This window comes from Vreelandella venusta (genome assembly GCF_015689495.1).
In the GTDB taxonomy this organism is placed as follows: domain Bacteria; phylum Pseudomonadota; class Gammaproteobacteria; order Pseudomonadales; family Halomonadaceae; genus Vreelandella; species Vreelandella venusta.
This window is the reverse complement of record NZ_CP065135.1, coordinates 1,832,787-1,857,199: the sequence shown is the minus strand read 5'-3', so window position 1 is coordinate 1,857,199 and position 24,413 is coordinate 1,832,787. Positions and strand designations below refer to the sequence as shown.

At 51.5% G+C, this 24,413-nt stretch carries 19 protein-coding genes, 2 tRNA genes and 1 rRNA gene; 12 read left to right on the top strand and 10 right to left on the bottom strand.

Annotated elements, in window-relative coordinates; genetic code table 11:
- Positions 1–260: 260 nt before the first annotated feature.
- From IR195_RS08780 to IR195_RS08745, 8 genes are all read right to left on the bottom strand, one after another.
- Positions 261–336: transfer RNA gene (locus tag IR195_RS08780), tRNA-Ala, on the bottom strand.
- Positions 337–520: 184 nt separating this feature from the next.
- Positions 521–597, bottom strand: a tRNA-Ile gene (locus IR195_RS08775).
- Positions 598–788: 191 nt separating this feature from the next.
- Positions 789–2,323, bottom strand: a 16S ribosomal RNA gene (locus tag IR195_RS08770).
- Positions 2,324–2,764: 441 nt separating this feature from the next.
- A complete protein-coding gene (locus IR195_RS08765) occupies positions 2,765–3,757 on the bottom strand; it encodes an adenosine deaminase (protein WP_206049427.1) in 993 nt (330 codons plus the stop codon).
- 15 nt (positions 3,758–3,772) lie between these two features.
- A complete protein-coding gene (gene cydC / locus IR195_RS08760) occupies positions 3,773–5,500 on the bottom strand; it encodes a thiol reductant ABC exporter subunit CydC (protein ID WP_206049425.1) in 1,728 nt (575 codons plus the stop codon).
- A complete protein-coding gene (cydD, locus tag IR195_RS08755) occupies positions 5,497–7,176 on the bottom strand; it encodes a thiol reductant ABC exporter subunit CydD (RefSeq protein WP_206049417.1) in 1,680 nt (559 codons plus the stop codon). The genes cydC and cydD overlap by 4 nt, the downstream gene beginning before the upstream one ends.
- A 4-nt stretch (positions 7,177–7,180) precedes the next feature.
- Positions 7,181–7,429 carry a cytochrome ubiquinol oxidase subunit I gene (locus tag IR195_RS08750; protein WP_125747548.1) on the bottom strand — a complete coding sequence of 83 codons (249 nt, stop codon included), beginning with the start codon at positions 7,427–7,429 and terminating at the stop codon, positions 7,181–7,183.
- A gap of 215 nt (positions 7,430–7,644) precedes the next feature.
- Positions 7,645–8,619 (bottom strand): calcium/sodium antiporter, encoded by a 975-nt coding sequence (locus IR195_RS08745; protein WP_206049404.1) that lies wholly within the window; start codon positions 8,617–8,619, stop codon positions 7,645–7,647.
- A 222-nt stretch (positions 8,620–8,841) separates the two neighbouring features.
- Between IR195_RS08745 and IR195_RS08740 the strand changes: the two genes are divergently transcribed.
- The 8 genes from IR195_RS08740 (at position 8,842) to IR195_RS08705 (ending at position 17,350) form a co-directional block, all read left to right on the top strand.
- Positions 8,842–10,167 carry a paraquat-inducible protein A gene (locus IR195_RS08740; RefSeq protein ID WP_241006820.1) on the top strand — a complete coding sequence of 442 codons (1,326 nt, stop codon included), beginning with the start codon at positions 8,842–8,844 and terminating at the stop codon, positions 10,165–10,167.
- Positions 10,160–11,845, top strand: coding sequence for an intermembrane transport protein PqiB (gene pqiB, locus IR195_RS08735; RefSeq protein WP_206049397.1), 1,686 nt, complete (start codon positions 10,160–10,162; stop codon positions 11,843–11,845). Before IR195_RS08740 ends, pqiB begins: the two co-directional genes overlap by 8 nt.
- Positions 11,846–11,855: 10 nt before the next feature.
- Positions 11,856–12,443 (top strand): PqiC family protein, encoded by a 588-nt coding sequence (locus tag IR195_RS08730; protein ID WP_125747540.1) that lies wholly within the window; start codon positions 11,856–11,858, stop codon positions 12,441–12,443.
- 278 nt (positions 12,444–12,721) lie between these two features.
- Positions 12,722–13,975: a DEAD/DEAH box helicase gene (locus IR195_RS08725; protein WP_125747538.1), complete on the top strand. Its 1,254-nt coding sequence runs from the start codon at positions 12,722–12,724 to the stop codon at positions 13,973–13,975.
- Positions 13,976–14,052: 77 nt separating this feature from the next.
- Positions 14,053–14,556, top strand: coding sequence for a hypothetical protein (locus tag IR195_RS08720; RefSeq protein WP_206049390.1), 504 nt, complete (start codon positions 14,053–14,055; stop codon positions 14,554–14,556).
- Positions 14,557–14,563: 7 nt separating this feature from the next.
- On the top strand, positions 14,564–15,769 hold the full coding sequence (locus IR195_RS08715; protein ID WP_206049388.1) for an MFS transporter: 1,206 nt from the start codon (positions 14,564–14,566) through the stop codon (positions 15,767–15,769).
- 181 nt (positions 15,770–15,950) lie between these two features.
- Complete coding sequence (locus tag IR195_RS08710; RefSeq protein ID WP_125747532.1) at positions 15,951–17,021, top strand: asparaginase; 1,071 nt, start codon at positions 15,951–15,953, stop codon at positions 17,019–17,021.
- A gap of 89 nt (positions 17,022–17,110) precedes the next feature.
- Positions 17,111–17,350 (top strand): DUF2789 domain-containing protein, encoded by a 240-nt coding sequence (locus IR195_RS08705; protein ID WP_125747530.1) that lies wholly within the window; start codon positions 17,111–17,113, stop codon positions 17,348–17,350.
- 54 nt (positions 17,351–17,404) lie between these two features.
- On the opposite strand, the gene IR195_RS08700 is transcribed toward IR195_RS08705, so the two are convergent.
- The gene (locus IR195_RS08700) at positions 17,405–17,821 is read right to left on the bottom strand and encodes an SRPBCC family protein (RefSeq protein WP_206049386.1); all 417 of its coding nucleotides are present in this window, start codon (positions 17,819–17,821) and stop codon (positions 17,405–17,407) included.
- A 203-nt stretch (positions 17,822–18,024) separates the two neighbouring features.
- On the opposite strand from IR195_RS08700, the gene queC reads away from it, so the two are divergent.
- From queC to IR195_RS08680, 4 genes are read left to right on the top strand one after another with little or no spacing between them, the layout of a single operon-like run.
- Positions 18,025–18,735, top strand: coding sequence for a 7-cyano-7-deazaguanine synthase QueC (gene queC, locus IR195_RS08695; RefSeq protein ID WP_125747526.1), 711 nt, complete (start codon positions 18,025–18,027; stop codon positions 18,733–18,735).
- The gene (queE, locus tag IR195_RS08690; RefSeq protein ID WP_206049384.1) at positions 18,735–19,379 is read left to right on the top strand and encodes a 7-carboxy-7-deazaguanine synthase; all 645 of its coding nucleotides are present in this window, start codon (positions 18,735–18,737) and stop codon (positions 19,377–19,379) included. The genes queC and queE overlap by 1 nt, the downstream gene beginning before the upstream one ends.
- Positions 19,379–20,218: a 6-pyruvoyl trahydropterin synthase family protein gene (locus IR195_RS08685; protein ID WP_206049382.1), complete on the top strand. Its 840-nt coding sequence runs from the start codon at positions 19,379–19,381 to the stop codon at positions 20,216–20,218. Before queE ends, IR195_RS08685 begins: the two co-directional genes overlap by 1 nt.
- Positions 20,215–20,499 (top strand): YkgJ family cysteine cluster protein, encoded by a 285-nt coding sequence (locus IR195_RS08680; RefSeq protein ID WP_206049380.1) that lies wholly within the window; start codon positions 20,215–20,217, stop codon positions 20,497–20,499. The genes IR195_RS08685 and IR195_RS08680 overlap by 4 nt, the downstream gene beginning before the upstream one ends.
- An 8-nt stretch (positions 20,500–20,507) precedes the next feature.
- Here the strand turns inward: IR195_RS08680 and IR195_RS08675 are convergent, their stop codons facing one another.
- Positions 20,508–24,413 carry an ATP-binding protein gene (locus IR195_RS08675; protein WP_146945209.1) on the bottom strand — a complete coding sequence of 1,302 codons (3,906 nt, stop codon included), beginning with the start codon at positions 24,411–24,413 and terminating at the stop codon, positions 20,508–20,510.

The following is a 24,413-nucleotide window of genomic DNA, read 5'->3' as shown; positions in this document are numbered from 1 at the left end:
CCGGATACGCTTGAGACGTATCACAAAACAATTACGTATAAACGTTTTAAAACGTTTATGTCAGCATGATATACATTGTTAAAGAGCGACTGTTCGATGAACAGTGATAAGGCAACGCAGTCTCAGCGTTTAACTTATCAGTGGTCACAAAACATCAACAAACGGTTGGTAACGTACAACTTAATGGTGGAGCCAAGCGGGCGGTGCGACGTTTCGCTCGAACCGCTGACCACACATGGTCAGTTCTACATCTATATTAATGGTGGAGCCAAGCGGGATCGAACCGCTGACCTCCTGCGTGCAAGGCAGGCGCTCTCCCAGCTGAGCTATGGCCCCATTGCATTACTTGTTCCGGGCAATTTTATACAGGACAAGACATTTCATGGCGACGCATAGCCTGCTATGCGAGTCATAAAACAACGTCGTACTGGATAAAATTTAATTTGTGTGAGACTAGGCGAAAGACGACGACGTGTAGCCTGCTACACAAGGAGTCTTTCAACAACGTATCACGCAAATTTGGTGGGTCTGGGCAGACTTGAACTGCCGACCTCACCCTTATCAGGGGTGCGCTCTAACCAACTGAGCTACAGACCCGGGCATTCAACCATCATTGGGCACCGTAAACCTGTTAGCCGACCTCACCCTGCTTTCCATTTAAGGTCAGGGGGTGCGTTCTAACCAACTAAGCTACAAACCCTTATGACAGCTAAAATAGCTACCGTTTGCTCTATTATCTGATCAGGTAATTCATTGTGAGCGCTTACCGCGAGGGATGATGCATCGTTTAAGGAGGTGATCCAGCCGCAGGTTCCCCTACGGCTACCTTGTTACGACTTCACCCCAGTCATGAACCACACCGTGGTGATCGCTTTCCCGAAGGTTAAGCTAACCACTTCTGGTGCAGTCCACTCCCATGGTGTGACGGGCGGTGTGTACAAGGCCCGGGAACGTATTCACCGTGACATTCTGATTCACGATTACTAGCGATTCCGACTTCACGGAGTCGAGTTGCAGACTCCGATCCGGACTGAGACCGGCTTTTCGGGATTAGCTGACTCTCGCGAGCTCGCAACCCTTTGTACCGGCCATTGTAGCACGTGTGTAGCCCTACTCGTAAGGGCCATGATGACTTGACGTCGTCCCCACCTTCCTCCGGTTTGTCACCGGCAGTCTCCTTAGAGTTCCCGCCATTACGCGCTGGCAAATAAGGACAAGGGTTGCGCTCGTTACGGGACTTAACCCAACATTTCACAACACGAGCTGACGACAGCCATGCAGCACCTGTCTCTGCGTTCCCGAAGGCACCAAGTGATCTCTCACAAGTTCGCAGGATGTCAAGAGTAGGTAAGGTTCTTCGCGTTGCATCGAATTAAACCACATGCTCCACCGCTTGTGCGGGCCCCCGTCAATTCATTTGAGTTTTAACCTTGCGGCCGTACTCCCCAGGCGGTCGACTTATCGCGTTAACTTCGCCACAAAGTGCGCTAGGCACCCAACGGCTGGTCGACATCGTTTACGGCGTGGACTACCAGGGTATCTAATCCTGTTTGCTACCCACGCTTTCGCACCTCAGTGTCAGTGTCAGTCCAGAAGGCCGCCTTCGCCACTGGTATTCCTCCCGATCTCTACGCATTTCACCGCTACACCGGGAATTCTACCTTCCTCTCCTGCACTCTAGCTTGACAGTTCCGGATGCCGTTCCCAGGTTGAGCCCGGGGCTTTCACAACCGGCTTATCAAGCCACCTACGCGCGCTTTACGCCCAGTAATTCCGATTAACGCTTGCACCCTCCGTATTACCGCGGCTGCTGGCACGGAGTTAGCCGGTGCTTCTTCTGCGAGTGATGTCTTTCCTAATGGGTATTAACCACTAGGCGTTCTTCCTCGCTGAAAGTGCTTTACAACCCGAGGGCCTTCTTCACACACGCGGCATGGCTGGATCAGGCTTTCGCCCATTGTCCAATATTCCCCACTGCTGCCTCCCGTAGGAGTTCGGGCCGTGTCTCAGTCCCGATGTGGCTGATCATCCTCTCAGACCAGCTACGGATCGTCGCCTTGGTGAGCCTTTACCTCACCAACTAGCTAATCCGACATAGGCTCATCCAATAGCGGGAGCCGGAGCCCCCTTTCTCCCGTAGGACGTATGCGGTATTAGCCTGGGTTTCCCCAGGTTATCCCCCACTATCGGGCAGATTCCTATGCATTACTCACCCGTCCGCCGCTCGTCAGCGGGTAGCAAGCTACCCCTGTTACCGCTCGACTTGCATGTGTTAGGCCTGCCGCCAGCGTTCAATCTGAGCCATGATCAAACTCTTCAGTTTAAAATCATTGTGATGCTTACTCGTTACCCGAAGGCAACAAAAGCGCATCAAACTTGGCTCAAGGTTCAAACGAATTCATTCAACTATTGTTTAAAAACTTACGTTTAAAAACTGTCGTTCTCATGACCGCTTGCCTTGATATTTGGTGATTTATCACCCTCATCGGCAAGCGCCCACATGAATTACCTGATCAAATTTTTAAAGAGCTACCGAAGGGCGTTGCCGTTCGATGTGGGGCGTATTCTACCCATTTCTATTTGTTCGTCAACACTTTTTTATCTTGTTTAATAGCCATCTAGCAAAAGGATGTTCGACCGCCTAAAAACACAGCTTAACTGCTAGTAAGAGCTTCATCACAGATGGCGACAATCCCTATGTTGGCAACGGTGAAATGGGCAATGGTTTAAACAAATCACCACAGACACGAGATCCGCGCTCCCTTCACACTCGATCAAGGCGTTGCAAAAGTTCTCGGCGACGCGATTCATCAACGAAAGCTTCCTCTATTGCATTACGATTTAGCATGCGAAACACCTCCGCATCCCAGCCAAATGCTTCTGCACAGGCAACATGATTTGTCAGCAACCCACCTCCAAAATAAGCCGGGTCGTCTGAGCTAATTGTTACCTTAAGGTTTTCTTTCAACAACTGAGGAAGAGGATGCTCTCGAAGATCATCAACCACTTTCAAACTAACATTAGAAAGCGGACAAACCGTTAGAACGATCTGACGCTCCCTGAGCCGCTTAACCACTGCATCACTTTCGAGGCAGCGAACTCCATGGTCAATTCGCTGAACATCGAGGAGATCCAGCGCTTCAGCAATATATTCGGCGGGCCCTTCTTCTCCTGCGTGGGCAACACGCACTAAACCAAGCTGTTTTGCTCGCGCAAAGAGCGCCTGGAATTTTGCCGGAGGGTTACCCCGCTCTGCGCTATCTAAACCAATCGCATCCAGAAACTTCCAGTACGGAGCAGCATTTTCAAGCACGCTGAGTGCTTCTTCAGCCGGACGATCGCGCAAAAAGGCCATAATCATGCCAACAGACAGATCAAGTGTTGCCTCTGCTTCTTCTTTGGCGCGAAGCAATCCCGCCATCACAACGTCAAGGGGAATGCCACGTTGGAGATGGGCCTGGGGGTCAAAATGCATATCAATGTGCACCACCCCTTCACCACGAGCACGTTGGAAATAGTCCATCGCCAAGTCATAAAAGTCCTGTTCAGTGCGCAGCACGCTCATGCCTTGGTAATAAAGATTTAAGAACCCCTGTAGATCATCAAAATCGTAAGCTGCTTTTGCTTCTTTAACCGTCGCATAAGGAAGCTCAATACCATTTCGCGTGGCAAGCTCAAACATTAACTCAGGCTCTAGTGAACCTTCGATATGCAAATGAAGCTCTACCTTAGGCAGCTGAAGAAGAAATTCATGCATACGAAACTCCTGTCATTAGGAAAAATCATTTCCAGTATTATCAAGAGTATCCGCATTTAGTTTTCCCCCAGCAAGTCGCCAGTGATAGTTAACGCCAGGCAGCAACGACGAGCATTCGACTTGGTGAATAAAAAAGATCGCTGTGCGATCAATGAGCCAATGGTCAAGAGATTTAGCAATATGCATAGCGGTGAATGCATCGACACCGGCAAAGGGTTCATCTAAAAGCACAACTGCAGGGTCACGCAAGAAAATACGAGCCAATGCCACTCTTCGTGCCTGCCCCCCCGAGAGCTGCTGCCCCATTTCGCCGACTTGGGTCATAAGCTGATTTGGCTGCTGCTTTACCCAATCCTTTAGGGCAACTTGAGAGAGAGCTTCCCACAATTGATCATCGCTTGCCTCAGGGTTTGCAATACGCAGATTCGCTGCTAAAGACCCATCAAACAGGTCAACCTGCTGCGTGAGCAAAGCAAAATGCTCGGCACGGCTCTCCGCCGTCACATTAGAAGGCGCATAGCTGGCAACGTAAACCTGTCCCTCTGAAGGCGATACTCTACCCATAATAAGGTTAGCCAACGTTGACTTGCCTGCTCCTGAGACACCTGTCACTACTGCTCGCTCTCCGGCAGGCAAGGCAAATGTAGTGTCAGACAGCACCGAATAGGCTGTATCGGGGTAACGGAAGGAAACATTATTAAACGCCACTGGATGCCCACGAGAAGCATTAGAAAAAGCTAACGACGGCGCCTTAGTCATTATGCTGCTTAGCGCATTTAGTCGCCGAGCAGCACCATAGCTAGCACCGACCTTTAGAAAGGCATTAGGTAGCGTAGTGAATACTTCATTTATACCCAGCACAGCGATAACCGCCATAACTATGATCGGCCCCGCCACTTGGCCAGCCTCTACAATGAAACTACCCAGCCATAACACGCCCACCAACAACATGCCGGTCACCGCTAATACTAACGCGTTACCAATGGCCGACTTATATGCAAGTTGGCGCTGATTACTTAGCGCTTGATCTTCGTGCTGCTTGATCCGCGCACGGTACCAAGGGTTGGTTTGGTAACTCATTAACTCAGCCGACGCTTGTACTTGATCAAGCACTAAACGGCGTAACTCTTCTTGGTCGTTAACTTGCTGGAAACTATTACTAAACCCCAACCACGCATAACCAAGCGTCACCACAAGCCATAGCCCACTCAATACGACTGCTATCAAACCACCCAGCACTGGCACCCAAAGAGCGATAAAGCCAGAGACAATCAGGATGCTCAACAGCCCAACTAATGGAGGGAAAAGCAATCGCAGATACAGGTTGTCAAGCGTATCAATATCCGACGTTAAGCGACTTAGCCATTCACTCGCGCGGCGGCGCTTAAGGGTTGCATCATCCAACCTTGTTAAATCGCCAAATACGCGGTAGCGCAAATCAGCGAGCAATGTCAGTACGGTATTGTGGTTATAAAGACGCTCCGCGTAACGCGCCACCGTTCGCAACAGTGCAAAAAAACGAATACCGCCACCAGGAACATAAATATCCAAAGCAACGGGCAACCCTGCTGCCAACGCGATGCCAGCCAACGCGCAGGCGGTAATAAACCAACCAGAAAGCCCTAACAGTGCAAGACCTGCCAGCAGCGTCACCAACGCTAATAGTGCGCCTATAAAAAAGCGCTGACGGCGGCGTAGCATGATGAGTAGCCAAGGTTTCATCTCACGATAAAACTGCTTCATACCGTCGCCTCAATAAGCCGACCAGCCTCACAAGTAAAATGGCGATTAGCAACAGCTACCACCGCAGGGTGATGCGTTGCGATTACCAGCGTACGTCCCTCCTCTGCCCAATTTAGCAACGCTTGAATAACAACCTTCTCAGTCGTGGCGTCTAGGCTTGCCGTCGGCTCATCTAACAAAACCAGTTGCGCCTCGCTAAGGTAGACACGCGCCAGCGTCAGACGCTGTGCTTGCCCTCCAGAGAGCCCGACACCACGCTCGCCGACCAGGCTTTCCAGACCATTTGGTAGCTGGGATAACAGCTCCCCCAACCCCGCCCGTTGCAATGCTCGCATCATTGACGCTGGATCGGCTTCAGGAGCGGCTAAGCGCAAGTTATCGGCAAGGCTGCCCTGAATAATGCAAGGCGTTTGATCCAGCCACGCGACCTGACCACTGTGACGATAGCGGCACTCACCACTGCTAGGCATCATAAAACCAGCCATTAAGGCTAGGATGGATGATTTACCGCTACCTGATTCACCGGTGATAACAACCACGTCACCAAGTCGGATGATGGCGTTCAGGTCGGACAAGACCGTGGCACGCCCCTCATATCCGACACCCGCCCCGCGCAGCTCAATAACGGTATTTTCCGAACGAGGCACTGATGTGGCTGAAGGAACTAGCGACCGTTCATTAAGTATCGTAACGATACTTTCAGCCGCCCCTAATGCTGTTGCACGATCATGATAGTGTTGGGATAACGTTCGCAGGGGCTGAAAAAACTCGGGCGCCAGCAATAAAACGGCTAGCCCGGTGAAGAGAGTTAGAGAAGACGATGGCCCATAGTCGATATAACCAAGTAGACCAAAACCGACGTACATGGCTACAACCGCAATCGCCACGGATGCAAAAAACTCAAGTACTGCTGATGATAAAAACGCGAGGCGTAGCGTGCGCATACTCAATCGTCGATAGTCATCAGTGGCATACCAAACGTCCCTTTGCGCTGACTGGGTACGACCAAACAGCTGGAGCGTCGTCATCCCTCTGACTCGGTCAACAAAATGGGCCGATAAACGCGACACAGCAATGAATTGATCGCGATTCAAACGCTCGGCGCCCATACCTACCAATGCCATAAAAAGCGGGATAAGCGGTGCTGAAAGCAATAAAAAGATGGCCACAAGGTAGTCCAGCCATCCAACAACACAAAAAATAAGTAACGGTAATGCGACGACAATCCTCATCTGAGGATAAAAACGTGCGAAATACCCGTCCAACGCGTCAATATGCTCTACCGCCTGAGTCGCTATTGCACCGCTCTGCTGGCGAGTAAGCCAAACTGGCCCAAGCGTCGCCACTTTATTTAGCAACGCCTCTCGCGCATGCTGGCGAATACGAAGACTTGCCTGTGCACTACTGGCTTCTTGTATTGCTTGAAGGAGTGAGCGAAGTAGCACCACTGCCATCAATCCCAGAAAAAAAATGGTCAGTGACACCGATGAACGGCCATGAATGACAAGCTGATCAATGCACCACGCAAGCCCTATCACGAGTAAAGCCGTCAATCCCCCTGCAAGCACGCCGCATATTGCGGATAACGTGAGTGTTTTATGCTCACGCCGAGCGAGTGATTTCAACCATGCGCGTGAAGTTAAGGGTATTAGCTGATCAGTTTTAGAAGTAGCCATATAGTTAGTGGCACTCCTCACTTGCTGGTCGCACCTTACCAATAGTAGCGACACTCAAGCCAAAAACAGCCGCAAACACCGTTGCCCACAATAGCGCAAGATGGCCACTAGCTATTTTTTTAGTTTTCAAGAAAAGTCCATGGAGTAGCGCTATATAAGAGGCCAGTCCGATGGTAACAACCGAGAAACTCGCGCGAAACGATACTACGAAGGCGAACTTAACTGGTGATAACACTCGGGGGTCAAGCTCCATCACACTCTCCTAAGACTTGGATAAGTATCCCATTGCTGGGTCACACAAGCTTAGTTAAGCCTTACTGGTGCTGCACTTTAGCAATAGGCATGCGCTCTAGGCACGATGCAGCGACACAGCAACCAAGCCTGATATTCGAATGTGTTGTAATTTGACGTTATAACAAACGTTATACACTACTAATCCTGCTGCAAAACTGTGTCGCATTGACGCAGCTAGGACATCACTACAAGGCTAACCATGTAGCCGGTGTAAGCAATGAACATAGAGAACAACACCCCCCCCTCGATACGATTTATACGCCGTGGGCGACCCCGCCAGGAGAACGCAAAGAAAACCATCATTAGGGTCATAAAAGTCATCACGCTCCAATCACGGATTAGCACCTCGCGCCCCACTTCAATGGGTGTAATAACACCGGCAAGGCCTACCACGGCCAAGCTGTTAAACAGATTAGAACCTACAACATTACCCAGCACCATATCATGCTCTTTGCGCCGCAAAGCGCTAATAGAGGAAGCAAGCTCTGGTAAGGATGTGCCTATTGCTACGACGGTTAAGCCAATAATTAAGTCGCTCACTCCAAAAGCTACCGCTATTTCGACCGCCCCCCACACTAAGATGCGCGAGCTAGCAATCAACAACACCAGCCCAACTAACGTCCACATAAGCGCCTTGCCACGAGACATGGACTTGCTATCCAGCGCTTCTGACACTTCCCCCACTAGCGGGTCGTCTTGCTGCCCTCGTGAACGAACAATACTAACCCCAATAAACAGTGCCAATGCGCCTAGCAGTAAGACGGCTTCCCCGCGAGAAATCCAACCATCATAAAGCATATACCCCGTCAGAAGCATGACGCCTACCAACAATGGCATCTCCTTGCGGATCACGCCGGAGTGCACCGCCAGAGGGGCTAGCAACGCGACAAAACCTAAAACAAGACCAATATTAGCGATATTTGAACCATAGGCGTTACCTACCGCTAAACCAGGATTTCCTTGCATGGCCGCCAACACTGACACCATCATTTCAGGTGCAGAGGTACCAAAACCAATAACCAGCATGCCAATTAATAGAGGCGACAATCCTAGCCACCTAGAGGTAGCTGCAGCACCATCGATAAATTTCTCGGCGCTCCACACAAGAAGCACCAACCCAAAAACTACCGCCAAAAAAGCGAGCAACATTATTTCATTTCCTTAATAACGTAATGTTAGGCACTATCATTAGGCACCATTGCCGAGGCATCCTTGTCTAACTAGTTAGTGAGGTCAAGTGCTGTTTTGGCAGAACGAAAATAAATATCGATTTGACAGTAGCATCTGCCCACCGTACTAATTTGAATCCCTCAACGTATTGAGAATTTGCTGTTGCCTCATTTTCAGTTTATCAAACGACCTTCGTTGCAGGTGAAATCACCACAGGTCGACCGTCACCCTCCTGAAACACGTGCCCAGCGAAGACGCTTACGCGCTTGTCATGAGTGTGACTGGGTGTCTGCACTTCCCCCCCTCGGTTCTGGAGAGAAAGCATCCTGTCCACGCTGCTCTCATGTGCTGGTAAAGCGGCATCGCTACCCTGCCCAGAGATGCATGGCGCTAGCGCTTTCATCCTTGATAGCGCTACTTGTAGCAGTGTCATTTCCGTTTGTTAGCTTTAGCATCAGCGGTATTGGTAACCGTATAGAACTGTCTCAGACAGCCACTACGCTGATCGCGTTTCATCAGCCTATTGTCGCTATCGCTGTTATTATGACCATTGTTGTGCTGCCAGCGATTTATCTAATCGGCGTGATCTGGCTTCAATTTGGTTTACTTCGTGGCCACCCCATGCCATTTAGTCGGGACATCGCTCGTTCACTAGCGAGGCTTAGCCCATGGATGATGGCGGATGTTTTCATCGTTGGGGCACTGGTGAGTTTGATAAAAATAGCGGGCATGGCACACATAGAGTTAGGCATCTCTTTTTGGGCGTTCAGTGTGTTTGCCATTCTCTTATTGTTAACGACACAATCCATTGATTCAGATTGGATGTGGTTCTCTTTAGCGAAAGAACCCCGCGCGCCAGAAGGCACTCGTACAGGAACGACTGCGGCAAGCCAAGGTGTCACTGGCTGCCCAACTTGCGGCCTAATTAATCGCCTTGATGAGCACGGCACAGGGCGCTGCCTACGCTGCCAAGAAAAGCTTCACCCACGACTACCACACAGTTTACAACGCACTTGGGCACTGCTTTTCGCTGCAGCGGTAATGTATATCCCCGCTAATGTATACCCCATTATGACCACTACAAGCTTAGGGCACTCATCACCCTCAACGATCATCGGCGGAGTTATCCAGCTGATCCAAATGGGCTCCTGGCCGGTGGCCGTGGTTATCTTTGTGGCAAGTGTTATTGTGCCCGTTGGTAAACTGGTCGCGTTAATTTGGCTGTGTATGGTCATAAAGCATAGCAACGAACTCAACGCACAAAGCCGAACTCGACTTTATCGGCTAACTGAATTTATAGGCCGATGGTCAATGGTTGACGTATTTGTGGTTTCAATATTAGTAGCTCTGATTCGCGCTGGGTCGTTAATGTCAATCACACCAGGGCCAGCTGCGCTCGCGTTTGCTGCCGTCGTTGTGCTCACAATGTTAGCAGCCATGACGTTTGATCCGCGCCTAATTTGGGACACTCCGCCCCCTCGCTCTACACGCCGTAACTCGGCCACCAAGGAAACTGTTGATGGCTAACGATTCAACACCAAAGAACGCCGAAACCAGCGAAAACAACGACTTACATCGTGCGAAGTCATCACCGCAAACACGCCTCTCTCCGATTTGGATTGTGCCAATCGTTGCGATGGTAATTGGGCTGTGGCTTGCCTACGACAACTACGCCAGCCGAGGCACGCTCGTTACCCTCACTATGGACAGCGCGGAAGGTATCGAAGCGGGCAGCACGCTCATTCGCAGCCGCAATGTTGAAATAGGCAGAGTCCAAAACGTTCGCTTATCTGATGACCTTTCCCACGCCGTCATGACCGCTCGCATCCAACCAGAAGCGGAAGCGATGCTTAGGGAAGATAGTCGATTCTGGGTGGTAAAGCCGCGCATCGGCCGTGAGGGAATTAGTGGGCTGGGTACGGTATTGTCGGGTGCCTATATTCAGCTAGAGGCCGGTCAGTCCGATGAACCTGAACGCGAGTTTACGGTAAGTGATACACCACCCGTTGCACCAGCTGGGCAGGCTGGTTTGCAAATCAGCTTAGTCAGTCAACTGGGTAACTCACTGCGGATAGGCGACCCTGTTTCTTACCAGGGCTATACCGTAGGACGAGTCGAAGACACTCGGTTTGATGCAGAGTCTCGCACCATGCACCACCAAGTATTTATTGAAGAACCCTACGGCCAGTTGGTAACGGATAGCACTCGTTTTTGGACATCGAGCGGTGTTGATTTACAACTAGATGCCGATGGTGTACGTGTCAACGTGGAGTCCCTTGAAGCATTACTGGGAGGCGGCGTTACGTTTGGCGTGCCAGAAGACTTACCAATGGGGCAACCCGTAGAGCCCAATGCAAGCTTTAATCTCTATGCGGATGAAAACACTGCCCGGGAAGGCACCTTCAATCAGTATTTAGAGTACGTGTTATTGGTTGATGATACCGTTCGCGGGTTATCGAAAGGCGCACCCGTCGAATTTCGCGGGGTAAGAATCGGTACGGTTGCATCGGTGCCCTGGAATTTTACTGCTCCACAGCCCGACTCACGTTCTCAGTTTGCCATCCCGGTGCTGATTCGAATCGAGCCTCAGCGGTTGGGCATTGAGAATGCCGACATCGATATAGAAGAGTGGGACTCGCGCTTTAAGCGCCTCTTCGGCCTAGGGCTACGTGCATCACTCAAAAATGGCAGCCTATTAACCGGTGCACTTTTCGTTGACCTTAATTTTCAACGCGATTTAGCTGATGAATATGTCGCTGAAACGTTCTCGGAGCGGACGGTATTCCCTACCATCGCTGGCGGCTTTGCACAGATCCAAGCGCAGTTAACCAGCCTGCTTGAGAAATTAAACGCGCTTGAAGTCGAACCATTACTTGCAGGTTTAGACCGCAACTTACAAGCATCTGAAAGTATGCTCAACGAAATACGTCAGGTAAGCACCTCCATCAACCAGCTACTGAATGACCCCGAGACCCAGGCAGTCGGCGGAAACATAAATGCGACCCTTGAGGAGCTGCGTGACACTTTGCAAGGTGTATCACCGTCATCTCCAGCCTACCAGGAATTAACCACGGCTATTCAACGACTGGATCGCTTAATGCGCGACTTACAGCCACTTACTCGCACATTAAATGAGAATCCAAGAGCGCTCTTATTCGACAACCTGGATACTCAAGATCCCGTGCCTCGCGCACCACGCCAATAAGGAGCTTACTATGCGCTATAAGGCAGCCCACTATTTATCACTATTGAGCCTTTGCATACTGCTTAGCGCTTGCGCCAGCAGTGTCACGCCACCCTCTCGTTACATGCTACCAAGCGAAAATGCAGTGAGCTCGCCAAACCAGCCGACTGGCACACTGCAGGTGCGATCGCCACGTTTAGCACACTATCTAGATGTGGATGGTATCGTCATGCAGCTTGATGACATCACCCTGAAAGAAGCCCGCGAACACCAATGGGCTGAAAGTATTGGGCGCCAACTAGAACGAGCATTGCGTGCCCAACTCTCCAAAGAGCTAGCGTCCATTCAGGTCGTGCATGCTGATGGCAATGCTCCTGAAGCGCTTACATTGCTACTGGAAGTTGATCAATTTCAGGGACGGCACGACGGGCTAGCGGTCACCAGCGGCCAATGGCAGTTACGCGATGCAGATAACAACCTACTTGCGCTAAAAAGTTTTTCTGCAGAGACCGAGCTTCAACAGGATGGCTACCCCGCTCTCGTTCGCTCACTCGGCGAAAGCTGGGATAAGGTGGCCCTGCAAATCGCCAACGAGATCCGCAAAGGAAAATACTTTTAGATGTGATACCGGTTAGGCATCCAACCTGTATGTGAAACGCTGAAATGAAGTATCCGTGATATACTCTAAGCGCCATCTTTCAGCATTACCACGTCACCCCCGATTCAAGGCAATGTCTCATTCACCGCCTTAATCGGCAAAAAAATGACCATCGCGGCAGCGTGCTTTATCTGGCAAACTTCGCTGCCGCGAAGGTGTACCATCCTCGCTTTTTGAACATTACGCTCAGTAACGGCGACGCTAAACGGCGTCACTTACTAAGCGATTGCGGAGAACGCATGAGCTTTTCTGAACTTGGTCTGCACGACGATTTACTACGCGCGGTTACCGCGCAGGGCTATACGCAGCCTACCCCTATTCAACAAAAAGCTATCCCCGTTGTACTTGAAGGTCGTGACATGCTCGCCAGTGCACAAACTGGTACAGGCAAAACTGCTGGCTTTACATTGCCCATGTTACAGCGGCTTGCGAATGGCAAGCGCCCCGGCAAACGCCAAGTACGCGCGCTGGTGCTCACGCCTACGCGCGAGCTTGCTGCCCAGGTAGGCGAAAGCGTAACCGCTTACGGCAAGCACCTCTCTTTACGCTCGCATATTATTTTCGGCGGCGTTGGCCAACAGCCACAAGTTGATGCACTCAAAGCGGGGCTTGATGTGCTAGTTGCCACGCCAGGCCGGCTGCTAGATTTACATCAGCAAGGCCATGTCGATCTATCAGCCGTCGAAATCCTGGTGCTCGATGAAGCTGATCGTATGCTCGACATGGGATTCATCCATGACATTAAGCGTCTGTTGCGTTTAGTGCCAAAACAGCGTCAAAACCTACTATTCTCGGCAACATTCTCCAACGAAATACAGTTACTGGCACAACAGTTACTCAACAACCCGGCGTTAATAGAAGTTGCACCTCGCAACACGACCGCTGAAAAGATTGAGCAAACCATTTACCGAGTAGATCGTGATAAAAAACGCGAGTTGTTAGCCCACCTAATCCAGCAGCATGGCTGGTTTCAGGTACTCGTTTTCACGCGCACTAAACATGGTGCAAACCGCTTAGCAGAGCAGCTTTCTAAGCAAGACATTCCCGCTATGGCCATCCATGGCAATAAGAGCCAAGGGGCTAGAACACGTGCACTAGGCGCTTTTAAAAGTGGTGACTTGCAGGTCCTTGTCGCCACCGATATTGCCGCGCGTGGGTTAGATATTAACGAACTTCCTCATGTCGTTAATTTCGACTTACCCAATGTGGCAGAGGATTATGTTCACCGTATTGGGCGCACCGGCCGAGCGGGCAGCAATGGAGAAGCTGTTTCACTCGTATGTGTCGACGAACACGGCTTGCTGAGTGGAATTGAGCGCCTAATTAAGCAAAATCTGCCTAAACGCATCGAACCCGGTTTTGAACCTGACCCCAACGCCAAGCCCGAGCCGATTGAAAATGGCCGCCGTGGTCAGAAGCAGCCCCGCGCCAAGCGCAAGCCAGAAGGGCAAGCGAATACAGGCGGTGAACGTCGGCGTCGCGCCCGTCGCTAGCCCTTTGCTTAGGAATATGCGAAGGTTATCGCTTCGTGTATTCCGCTGGCACAGCTTAACTTATTCATGGAGTGATTATGGCGTCGTCTCAACTTATTAACGATTACCGCCAGTGGCTTACCTTTCAACGTCAGGAGCAACTAAGCCGCGAGCACCAGGGTATTTCACAACGGCTAGAAGATGCCCGAGCATCGGCTGGGCAAGTGCTGCAGGCCTATCGCAGCATGGCTGAAAAAGCCTCCACGGAGGGCGCCTGTTATCGCACGCTTTTCTTGCGCGAGCGCAACAATAACGAATCGCTTCCCTGCGAGGGATGGTTATTTGTACGACGGGTACTTAGCGAAGAGAGCAGCACGCGAGTACGGGTAACGTTACTTGAAACCTTTACGTTGGAAGACGGCATCATTACGCCGGGCGAAAAACCTGCACATAAATTAACTCTCGAGATCTATGACAAGCTGAATGTTGATAAGGGGATGCGTACCGAGGTGCGCGTAGACTGCTTAGATACGCAACAAGATTATCATTTCATCACCCTGCTTGATGCAGTACGCGGCGACTTACGCCCTCACCTAAAGTAAAATTAACATGGCTTCTCGTCGCACATACACTTTTATTGTGCTGATGTTCGTAGTAGGGCTTAATTTACGCCCTGCTATGTCGTCGGTTGCGCCCCTGCTTTCCCGGCTGCAAGAAACTGCTGGCTTAAGCCCTGCTTCAGCAGGCATTTTAACCACGTTACCAGTGCTTTTTTTAGGTTTGTTAGCCCCACTTGCCCCACTCTTGGCTAAGCAGTTAGGCAGTGAACGGGCCCTGAGCAGCGCACTGCTTTTACTAACCTGCGGATTAATCTTAAGAGGCTTGCCAGTCCCCGGGGCACTTTTTATTGGCTCAGCAATGGCAGGCGGCGCGATTGGCCTTAGCGGCACCCTTCTGCCAGCACTTGTTAAACGCGAACTGCCCCACAGCGCCGATCTTCTGACTGGCTTATACACCATGGCGTTATGTTTCGGCGGTGCTTTAGGCGCAGGTCTTAGCGTTCCTCTGATGCAATGGCTAGGCAGCTGGCAGTTGAGTCTTATGAGCTGGTCGCTGTTGGCATTAGTAGCACTGGCACTATGGATGACCAACATGCCAGCGGCTCAGCACAAGCACACCCCACGCAGTCTAAAAACTTCTTCTTCGCTTGCCCAACTAATGCGTAAACCACTTACGTGGCATGTCATGCTGTTTATGGGCATCCAGTCTTCCATGGCTTACATAGTGTTTGGTTGGCTGCCCACCTTATTAGTTTATAGAGGCTATGATGAAGCTGCGGCCGGCTGGACAATGGCCATCTCAATCATGTGTCAGCTGTTTTCAGCGCTGGGCGCACCTTGGCTAGCCCGCTTAACCTACGATCAACGCCCTGCCTTACTGCTAGTCCTTTTTAGCACCGCACTAGGGCTTTGGATGTTGCTTATTGCGCCATTAGCCTGGAAGTGGCCCGGCGCGGTACTTCTGGGCATTGGACAAGGCGGCAGCTTTAGCTTAGCGCTCAGTCTGCTGGTGTTACGAACGGCTAACTCGCGTCTTGCGGGGCAGCTTTCTGGCTTAGTACAGGGTGGCGGCTACACATTGGCAGCACTAGGCCCCTTTGGGGTTGGTCTGATGCTGCAAGCCGGAGCAGAGCTAGCCCACATAGCATGGTTGCTTATACTGCTGATTATTATTTGTTGCGGGTTCGCGCTATTGGCTGGGCGTAACCGCCAACTAGACGATCAGAGCGGTGAGCTGTTAGTACATCGTGGCTAGCAGTCATACCTGGCAATACCTGCCTCAGTTTGCCGAACCTGCTTCAACATCATACTGAGCCACTGACACTTAGACATAAGAACTCAGACATAAAAACTTAGACATAACCACTTAGGCACAAGTAATTAGACGCTACGATTGAGAAACACCCCTTTAGATTCGCCCAATTCAGGAAACGGCTATGAGCACCACTTCTCTCCTGGCAAGCGCCGCCCCCACTCAAGAACGTGTGCTGGTCATCTATACTGGCGGCACTATTGGCATGCAGCCAAATGTAAAGGGACTCGCCCCAGGGGGGGGCTTTCAAGATCGTATGGCAGACGCACTAGGCCAACTTCCTATACTGCACCAACATGCCCTTCCCGCTTATGACGTGCTTAGTTATGCATCATTGATCGACTCAAGTGCAGCGACACCGCTAACTTGGCAACAGATTGCCAACGATATTGCTGCCAACTTAGCCAACTACCGTGGATTTGTCGTTATCCATGGCACAGACACCCTAAGCTGGACCGCATCAAGTCTTGCTTATCAACTACAGGGAATTGACCGCCCAGTTGTATTAACAGGCTCTATGCACCCTCTTGAAACGGCTAATAGCGATGCCATCGGCAACCTTTATGGAGCATTAAGGTTTGCCGCAAATATTGAATTACAAGAGGTGGCAATCTATTTTTCAAATCGCCTTCTGAGAGGTTCACGAGCGATTAAACAGCACGCGGAATCCTTAGATGCATTCATCTCACCAAGCTATCCCTGTATCGGTGAACGCGTAGGCGAAGACTTCATCTATTACCCCAGTAGAGGTTTAGGATTTCAACAGCGTGGCGCGCCCCGTTTTGAGCTTTCAGACTATCAAGTCGTCTCCGATGGCGCCGTTATTAGACTCGCATTGTGGCCCGGAATAGCGCCTTGGCAATTGGAAGCTCTGCTCGGTGACTCCCGCGTAAAAGGGGCACTACTACAGCTTTGGGGAGCAGGTAATATACCCAACGACCCAGCAATCATTGATGTCATTGCCAACGCCAGTGGCGAAGGAAAACTGCTCGCCGCAATTAGTCAATGTCCCCAGGGCAGCATTCATATGGGCGAGTACGCAGCGGGCCATGGCCTAACAGAGGCGGGCCTACTGTCTGGAGACAACATGACACCTGAAGCAGCCTTCACCAAGCTTGTTCATCTTTTAGCTCAACCCTTGCCAACCGATGATCGACGTCAGCGATTTTTAACGTCACTTGTCGGCGAACGCTAAACAGCGCACATCGATCAATTCGCACTGGCGTAGTCACTTATACACGCTATGTTTAAACAGATGATAACAACCAAAAAGGAAAGCAGCGTATGGAACGGCCGGTACACCATTTTAGCGAGCTATTTGAACAACTCGGGCTACGCTCGGATGCAGAATCCATAGAACACTTTATTCAACGCCACTCCCCTCTCCCCAAAGAAATGCCGCTCGCAGACGCGCCTTGTTGGAACGAAGGCCAAGCTGATTTTCTGCGGGAAGCCGTGGAAGATGATGCCGACTGGGCTGAAGTTGTCGACCACCTTGATGCCTCAATGCGCAAGCAGGCTTGATTGCTCTGGCTGCTTTCCGCTACGCGCCGCTGATTAGCGGCGCCAATATAGCTATTAACTGTTAAGGCGAGCTTCAACGCGCTCAAGAATTTGCCTACTCACTTTGCCCACTAATGGCTTTGCAGCACGGTTCACCGCTTTTTCCATCAACCGGTTACGGATTTCATAACTCAGCGTGAGCGACACTTCCGTCCCCTCTGGCACTTCACGCAATTGATAACGACCTTGGTTTTTAACGCCTTCCAAGGATTCCCATGCCAGCACACAAGGTGGCTTGATCTCGGTTACCGCCACATCAAATGACCAATCCATTCCCACCGCATGGACATGCCAGCGATAACGATTATCGCCTAAGGTATCAATTGATCTAATGAGATCAGAATAGTCAGCAAAATCTTCAACTCGGCTCAGCAGTTCGAACACTCTTTCAGGCTGAGCATTAATAATTTCGCTATGTTCTATGGTGACCATGGATTCATCCCTTACGACTAGAAGGATTAGCTTAGCATGTTGAGCCATGCACATAGCGAACAGAAAATGCTACCAATTGCGGCTACTACTGGCCAGACAAGCTCGCATTGCGTAAACTGCCGACCTTCCGGACCGGACCCCGGAATCTCATTTAGCGCGACGCTAAAGCACTCAATAAATTCTCCGGCCAATGAGTAATTATTATGTCGTTACCCCCCGCCTCTGGCGCAGACGCGTCATCTACTGTTGTGATTTATTCCGGCGGCATGGACTCCTACACCGTTCTTCACCGCGCAATTAAAGAAGGACTAGACGTTCATGCCCTCTCCTTTGATTATGGCCAACGTCACTCCAAAGAACTGGACATAGCGAAAGCCGTTTGTAAGCAGCTCAACATCCCCCATCAAGTCGTTGATATACGTGCTATCCACGGTTTAATTGATAATTCAGCGCTGACTAACCCAGATATATCAATGCCCGAAGGCGACTATGCTGCTGATAACCTCTCTACCACCGTTGTCCCTAATCGCAACATGATTCTGCTTTCGTTAGCGATTGCTAAAGCAGTTAATATTGGGGCGGGGCGTGTCGATTACGGCGCCCACGGCGGTGATCATATTCTCTACCCTGACTGTCGGCCTGAATTTGTTCATGCCATGAATCAGGTCGCTGGCATCGCTAATTTTGAACCGGTAACACTACATGCACCTTATCTAGCATCGAGCAAAGCCGATATTTTGCGCGATGGTTTAGCAATGGGCCTGAACTACCGTGATACCTGGACCTGCTATGAAGGACGCGCACTAGCTTGCGGCAAGTGCGGCAGCTGCCGTGAACGTCTGGCGGCGTTTGCAGCCAACAACGTTTCAGACCCGCTGGCGTATGAATCGACTCCTGCACAGGTTATCGACTGATGTATCACGTCAAAGAAGCTTTTTATACTTTGCAGGGCGAAGGTGCCCAGGCAGGTCGTGCCAGCGTATTTTGCCGCTTTAGCGGCTGCAACTTGTGGTCTGGGCGTGAAATCGATCGCGCCAGCGCAAAATGCTCTTTTTGCGACACCGATTTTATCGGTACGGATGGTATTAACGGTGGGCGCTTTAACACACCACATGAACTCGCTGATCACCTTAAAACCCTTTGGCCAGTTCATGCGGGAAGAGCAACGCCCTATGTGGTATTCACTGGCGGCGAGCCATTACTCCAACTTGATACCCCGCTGATCGAGCTATTACATAGCGATGGATTTGAAGTGGCCGTTGAAACGAATGGAACGGTCATACCACCACCAGGAATTGATTGGCTATGTGTTAGCCCTAAGGGCACCAATCCACTGGTGGTCACCCGTGGTGATGAGTTAAAGCTGGTTTTTCCACAATCTGTGGCGCCACCCGATCAATTCGCCAACCTGGACTTCAACCACTTTTTTTTGCAGCCGATGGACCAGGGCATAGCGCACAAGAATCAGGCAACGGTTAAGGCAACCACCGCCTATTGCATGGCTAACCCCCAGTGGCGTCTATCGCTTCAAACGCACAAAATTGCAGGATTTGAGTAATGGCGTTATTTGTAAATCGTCTCAGCCATATTGATGTTTCACTGTGGTGCCCTACAAAAGGGTTGGTAGGCTGTAGCTGGCAAGTCGATGCTCAGTTGGATGGGGAACTAGGCGAAGATGGTATGCTTTTTGACTTCGGGGAAGTGAAGCCTTGGATCAAACGCACCCTCGATAGTGGCCTAGACCATACCCTACTCGTACCTATCAACGCGCCCGGCATTAAGGTTACTGACTGCGCTGAAGGTATCTGCATTAGAACAGCGACTCCTTACGAAATGGAAGTTCGCGGGCCAGCCCAAGCGTTTACCTTGCTCCCCTGGGATACCATCACTGTTGAACGTGTCAGCCACTATTTAAGCTCGCAGCTAACGAAGCAAGAGCAACGGCCAGCCAATGTTCACAGTGTCACGCTAACGCTGAGTGACGAGCCTATAGACGGCGCTGGCTATGGCTACACTCACGGACTGAAACGGCATCTTGGCAACTGCCAGCGGATTGCCCATGGCCACCGCTCGCGCCTGTTAATCTGGCAACATCAGGCTCGTCAGCCAGCGCTTGAGCAGCACTGGGCAGCATGGCTAGATAATCGATATCTGCTTGAACAGGCCGATATTGAGAGCCAGATTGATGAAAAGCTGACTTGCCGTTACCAGTCTGCACAAGGCACATTTTCAATCACGCTGCCTCAACAGCGCTGCTGTGTACTGCCCAAGCCGACAACCGTCGAGAATATTGCTTTATGGCTTGCCAAGCGTATTGCAGAGCACAGCGGCCATAAAACACTGGTTCAAGCCTTTGAGGGAATTGATAAAGGCGCGACGGCAGAAGCGTCGCCATGAGTAGTCACGTATTCGCAACAACGGACACCGCCGCCTGCCGAGCAGGCTGCGGTGCTTGCTGTATTGCACCGTCGATTAGCTCTTATATACCCGGCATGCCAAATGGCAAACCGGCGGGCGTTCGATGCGTACAGCTAAGTGATGACAATCTATGCAGGTTATTTGGCGATCCTAGTCGTCCCGCTGTGTGTGAACGATTCGACTATGATGCTGATGTATGTGGCGAGCACCGAGAAGAGGCGCTCGCCACACTTAACTGGCTGGAATCAACAACGCGTTAGTTGCCAACTCAGGTTTCGTTTTCAACGCTTACCGCGTGGGGCAACCGCCTATCAAGCAGGCTAACCCAACGAACAAGCACTGGCGCATCACTATGGCTCACTTCACTCAATAAGCGCCTAAATGCCTCCTTGGCCTGCAGGTCGTTTGGTGCAATACGCGTTAACCAAAGTTCGAGTGCGGCAAGCTCCTGATGGCGGTTTCCATGCTCGCGAGCCTGGTTAATGGCCATTTCAGCCAGCGCTTTCACTTCATTAGCAGGGTGGCCTAGCAAATCGCGCACTTTAGCTAGCTGCGTTGCCAGCTCGGGTAAAAAGAGCGTTGTGCGCTCCTTGGCAATGACCAGACACTGATCCAGATAATCTTCAGCCGCTTTTAGCTCTCCAAGCTCAATACACGCATCTGAGTACCATAGAACCGGGCGTTGATAGCGATCACGTCCATTCAGCTCTGCCATCTGGTCTAGGCTGTCCCGCACCTGCACCAAGCCCCCTTGGTCGCCCGCAAGCGCTCGCTGCCAGCCAAGAACCCCTTGAGCAGAAATTTGCCACAGTTGCAAATCGGGCGTACCCGTCATTGCAGCAGCGCGCTCAGCGTGTCGTGCCGCTAGGTGCACATGGCCAAGCTGCCGATAAAGAGCGGCGGAAAACATCAGCGCCATGGCAAGCGTGCCTGGATGGCCAATTTTTTCAGCTAACCGGATGGCTGAAGAGATATGCCGCTCTGCACGTTGGTAGTCACCACGTAAGCAGAGCGTCCAGCCTTGAAAAGAAGCAGCCGTCACTTGTGGGTGATCTGAGAATGGCAGCCATTCAATCATCATTTGCGCATTGAGCGGGTCAATTTCGTCCAGGTGATCATGCGCTTGCTGAATGCGACCAGCCCAGTATTCGCAATGCGCCCGCGCATAATCGGCCAGCCTTTGGTAGCGCGGATCTTCTAAACGTCCAGCAATATCTGCAAGCGTGGAGGCAAGTGCAAATGCATCAGCATGGGCATAGCGCTGACTTCGGCCAACCCATAAGCCCCACTTAACCAAAAATATTTGTTCAAGATCTTCAGGATCTTCCGTAGCGGCGCCACCCGACTGGCGAAGTAACTCCCTCGCACGCACGAAACTCTCATGCGCAGTGGGTGAACCATGCCCCTCTAAGGCGAAGGCCGCTTGACCACGTACGGTCAGCAGGCTTACTTCACGCTCAACTTCATGGTCCACATGGCGCAGGCTAGCAAGTCCGAAGTCTGCCATGCGCAGCGCCGTACGGTTAGCGCTTACCTTGAGGGCTTCCCGCGCGGCCAGCTCAAAGTAACGAGCGCCCCTGGCATAGTGGCCACTGCGGCGTAAATGAGTGGCAAAATCGCCAGGGTGGCGGCTAATCCATACAGGAAAACGCTCTTCAATTAGCGTGACAACCTGTTGATGAAGCTTAACCCGTACATCCCTAGGGCACGAAAGGTAAGCGGCTTCTTGCAGCAGCTGGTGGCTAAACTGATGCTCAGGCTCTCCCCCATCTTTATCCACTGGCTCGACAATTTCCAGCTGGCGCATGTGTTCGATCGCTTGGCACAGCCGCGGCTTTTCCCAACCACTGCACTCTTGCAGAAAATCAAGCCGGAAACGTTTGCCGAGTACCGCCGCTACATGGGCAATTTCTCGATCACCTTCCAACTGGTCAATTCGACTCGCTAGCAGCCCTAGCAGCCCTTTGGGCAGCTCATCAAACTGCACACTACGACCTTCACGGCGATCCATATCCACACGCCGACAAATCTCTTGCATATACAGCGGCACCCCATCGCAACGCTCAATGATTTGATTGCGTAGCCGGGGGCTTAAATGAATGCGATACCGGCGGGATAGCTGAGAAAGCAAACGAGACGATTGTTGCGCATCCAGCCTTCCAAGCGTAATTTGCTGATCCCAGTGAAGTTTGACCGGCAGCGGCTCTCGGCCATGGTGACTAGCAACCAGCATGAAGGCTGTATTGATCGGCAACCGAGCTTGCAGCCCTGCTAACACCTTGAATGAAGGTTCATCAAGCCATTGCAGGTCATCAATCATCAGTACCAATGTCCGTGAACTGGCCAAATGATCGATTAAGCGGTGTAACAGCTTTACAACTAGCTCAATAGCCTCACCATTCTGAGTTAACTGAGCAACTTCTTGAACATCACGCACACCGAGCGCTTCTTCAAGCAATTGCTGACGCTCATCCCCCAGGGGCTCCAAGGCGAGCGTTTCTTGCAACTGGCGAACAGCTTGGCAGGTTGGCGTTGCTTCCACATACCAAGCGAGCAGAGTGCGTGCGACACCGTAAGGCTCTAGCACCGATAGCCGCGTCGTTGGCTGCCAACAAATGGCAGCATCAAGACTCAGCTCTAACTGGCGAAAACCAACCATTAGCGCCGATTTACCCATCCCAGACGCGCCACGTACTAGCACGCTCTGGCGCAAACCAATACCAGCTCTCGCCAACGCATCTCTTAGCGTGCGCAGAGATGTTTCTCGACCAACTAAACTAGGAGGTAGCGCATCCCTACCGCCCTCATTTACTCCCAGCACTAACGCCCTCAAGCGGACGCGACCATCGCTAGCCACTAAACGAGAGGCCAACCGCGGTTGCAAATCCAGTGCAGGCGGCATGTGCTGACTGGCTTCTTGAGAGATCACCAGCTCACTGCCTTCAGCAGCGCTCATTAGCTCTAGTGATACTTGAGTCACTTGGCCAAGCGGGTCAGCTAGCTGACGTTCAGGCAGATAAACCACTCTTCCGCTATTCAGACCTGCGGCAAGCTCAAATTTGGGAGGCTCACCGTCACCCACCCAGTGACGCTGGCACTCTAATGGCAACGCCAGACGGCAGTGTTCATAAAGTGCCACCAGCTCTGCCAACTGATGAGCCGGGCCATGGGTACCAAAACAGGCCAAGCCAAGTCCACCTGTTGCGCCCGGCAACCAGAAGCCACCTAAGTGATGACACTGCTGCTCTAGCCAACGCAGTAGCTCTAATTGAAGCGCCAAACAGTTCCGGGTAGCTGCGCGATCTTGCCAATCACCTTGTAGCTTAAGCCGGATAGCCATTACAGATAGCTGGCGTAGCTCAATTTCATCTTCACGAAGTGGCTTACTATCCGCTGCCAATACACGTGAAAAAGCACCTTGGGGGCTCATGACGCGCGGATCGTGAGGACCATCAGACCAATAATTAGCTAACTGTAAAAAGCTTGGTTCGGGCTGCTGACCGGAAAGCGCTAACAACTGTAAATAGCTGTTGTACTGCTCATGGGCAGCCGCCATCTGGTGTTTCTCGGCCAACTGGCGCACCAGACGCTCATGAAATGGGCCGTAGCCAGAGAAGCGGCTGACTAAACCTTCCAATAGATCGTCAGGGACATCTGCGTGGGCATCCAGCACCTGTTCCGCGAAACGAATAACTCGCTGACGCCACTCGTTTCGCACCTGAACTAACCAACGCTGAAATTCGCTGCAGTTGGCAAGCTGGAGTTCTTCTATCAAATCCCCCTGATAGCACGACATCACCTCTTCGAGGTTTGCCAAATCTCGAGGACCTTCCAACAATTGCTGTAATTCGTGCAAGTCAACCCGCCAGTGGGCGGGCAACTGAAAAGCGATAGTCTGGCGGGATACGTTCAGCACTTGCTCGGCGTTGTCCCCCATCGACTGGCGCAGACAGTGAAGCGCATGACGTAGGTTGGTTCTGCCCGATGACAGCCCCTGGTCTGGCCAAAGTAATTCGGCGAGGGAGGCTCGATTAACCGGCTGCCGATGCAGCAACAAATAAACGAGCAGCGCTTTTACTTTGTCATAACTGAAGTGCGTCAGCACATCTTCTCCTTGTGACAAAGAGAAATGGCCAAACAGGGTCAGTTGGTCTGTCTCACGAGCATCGCGCAT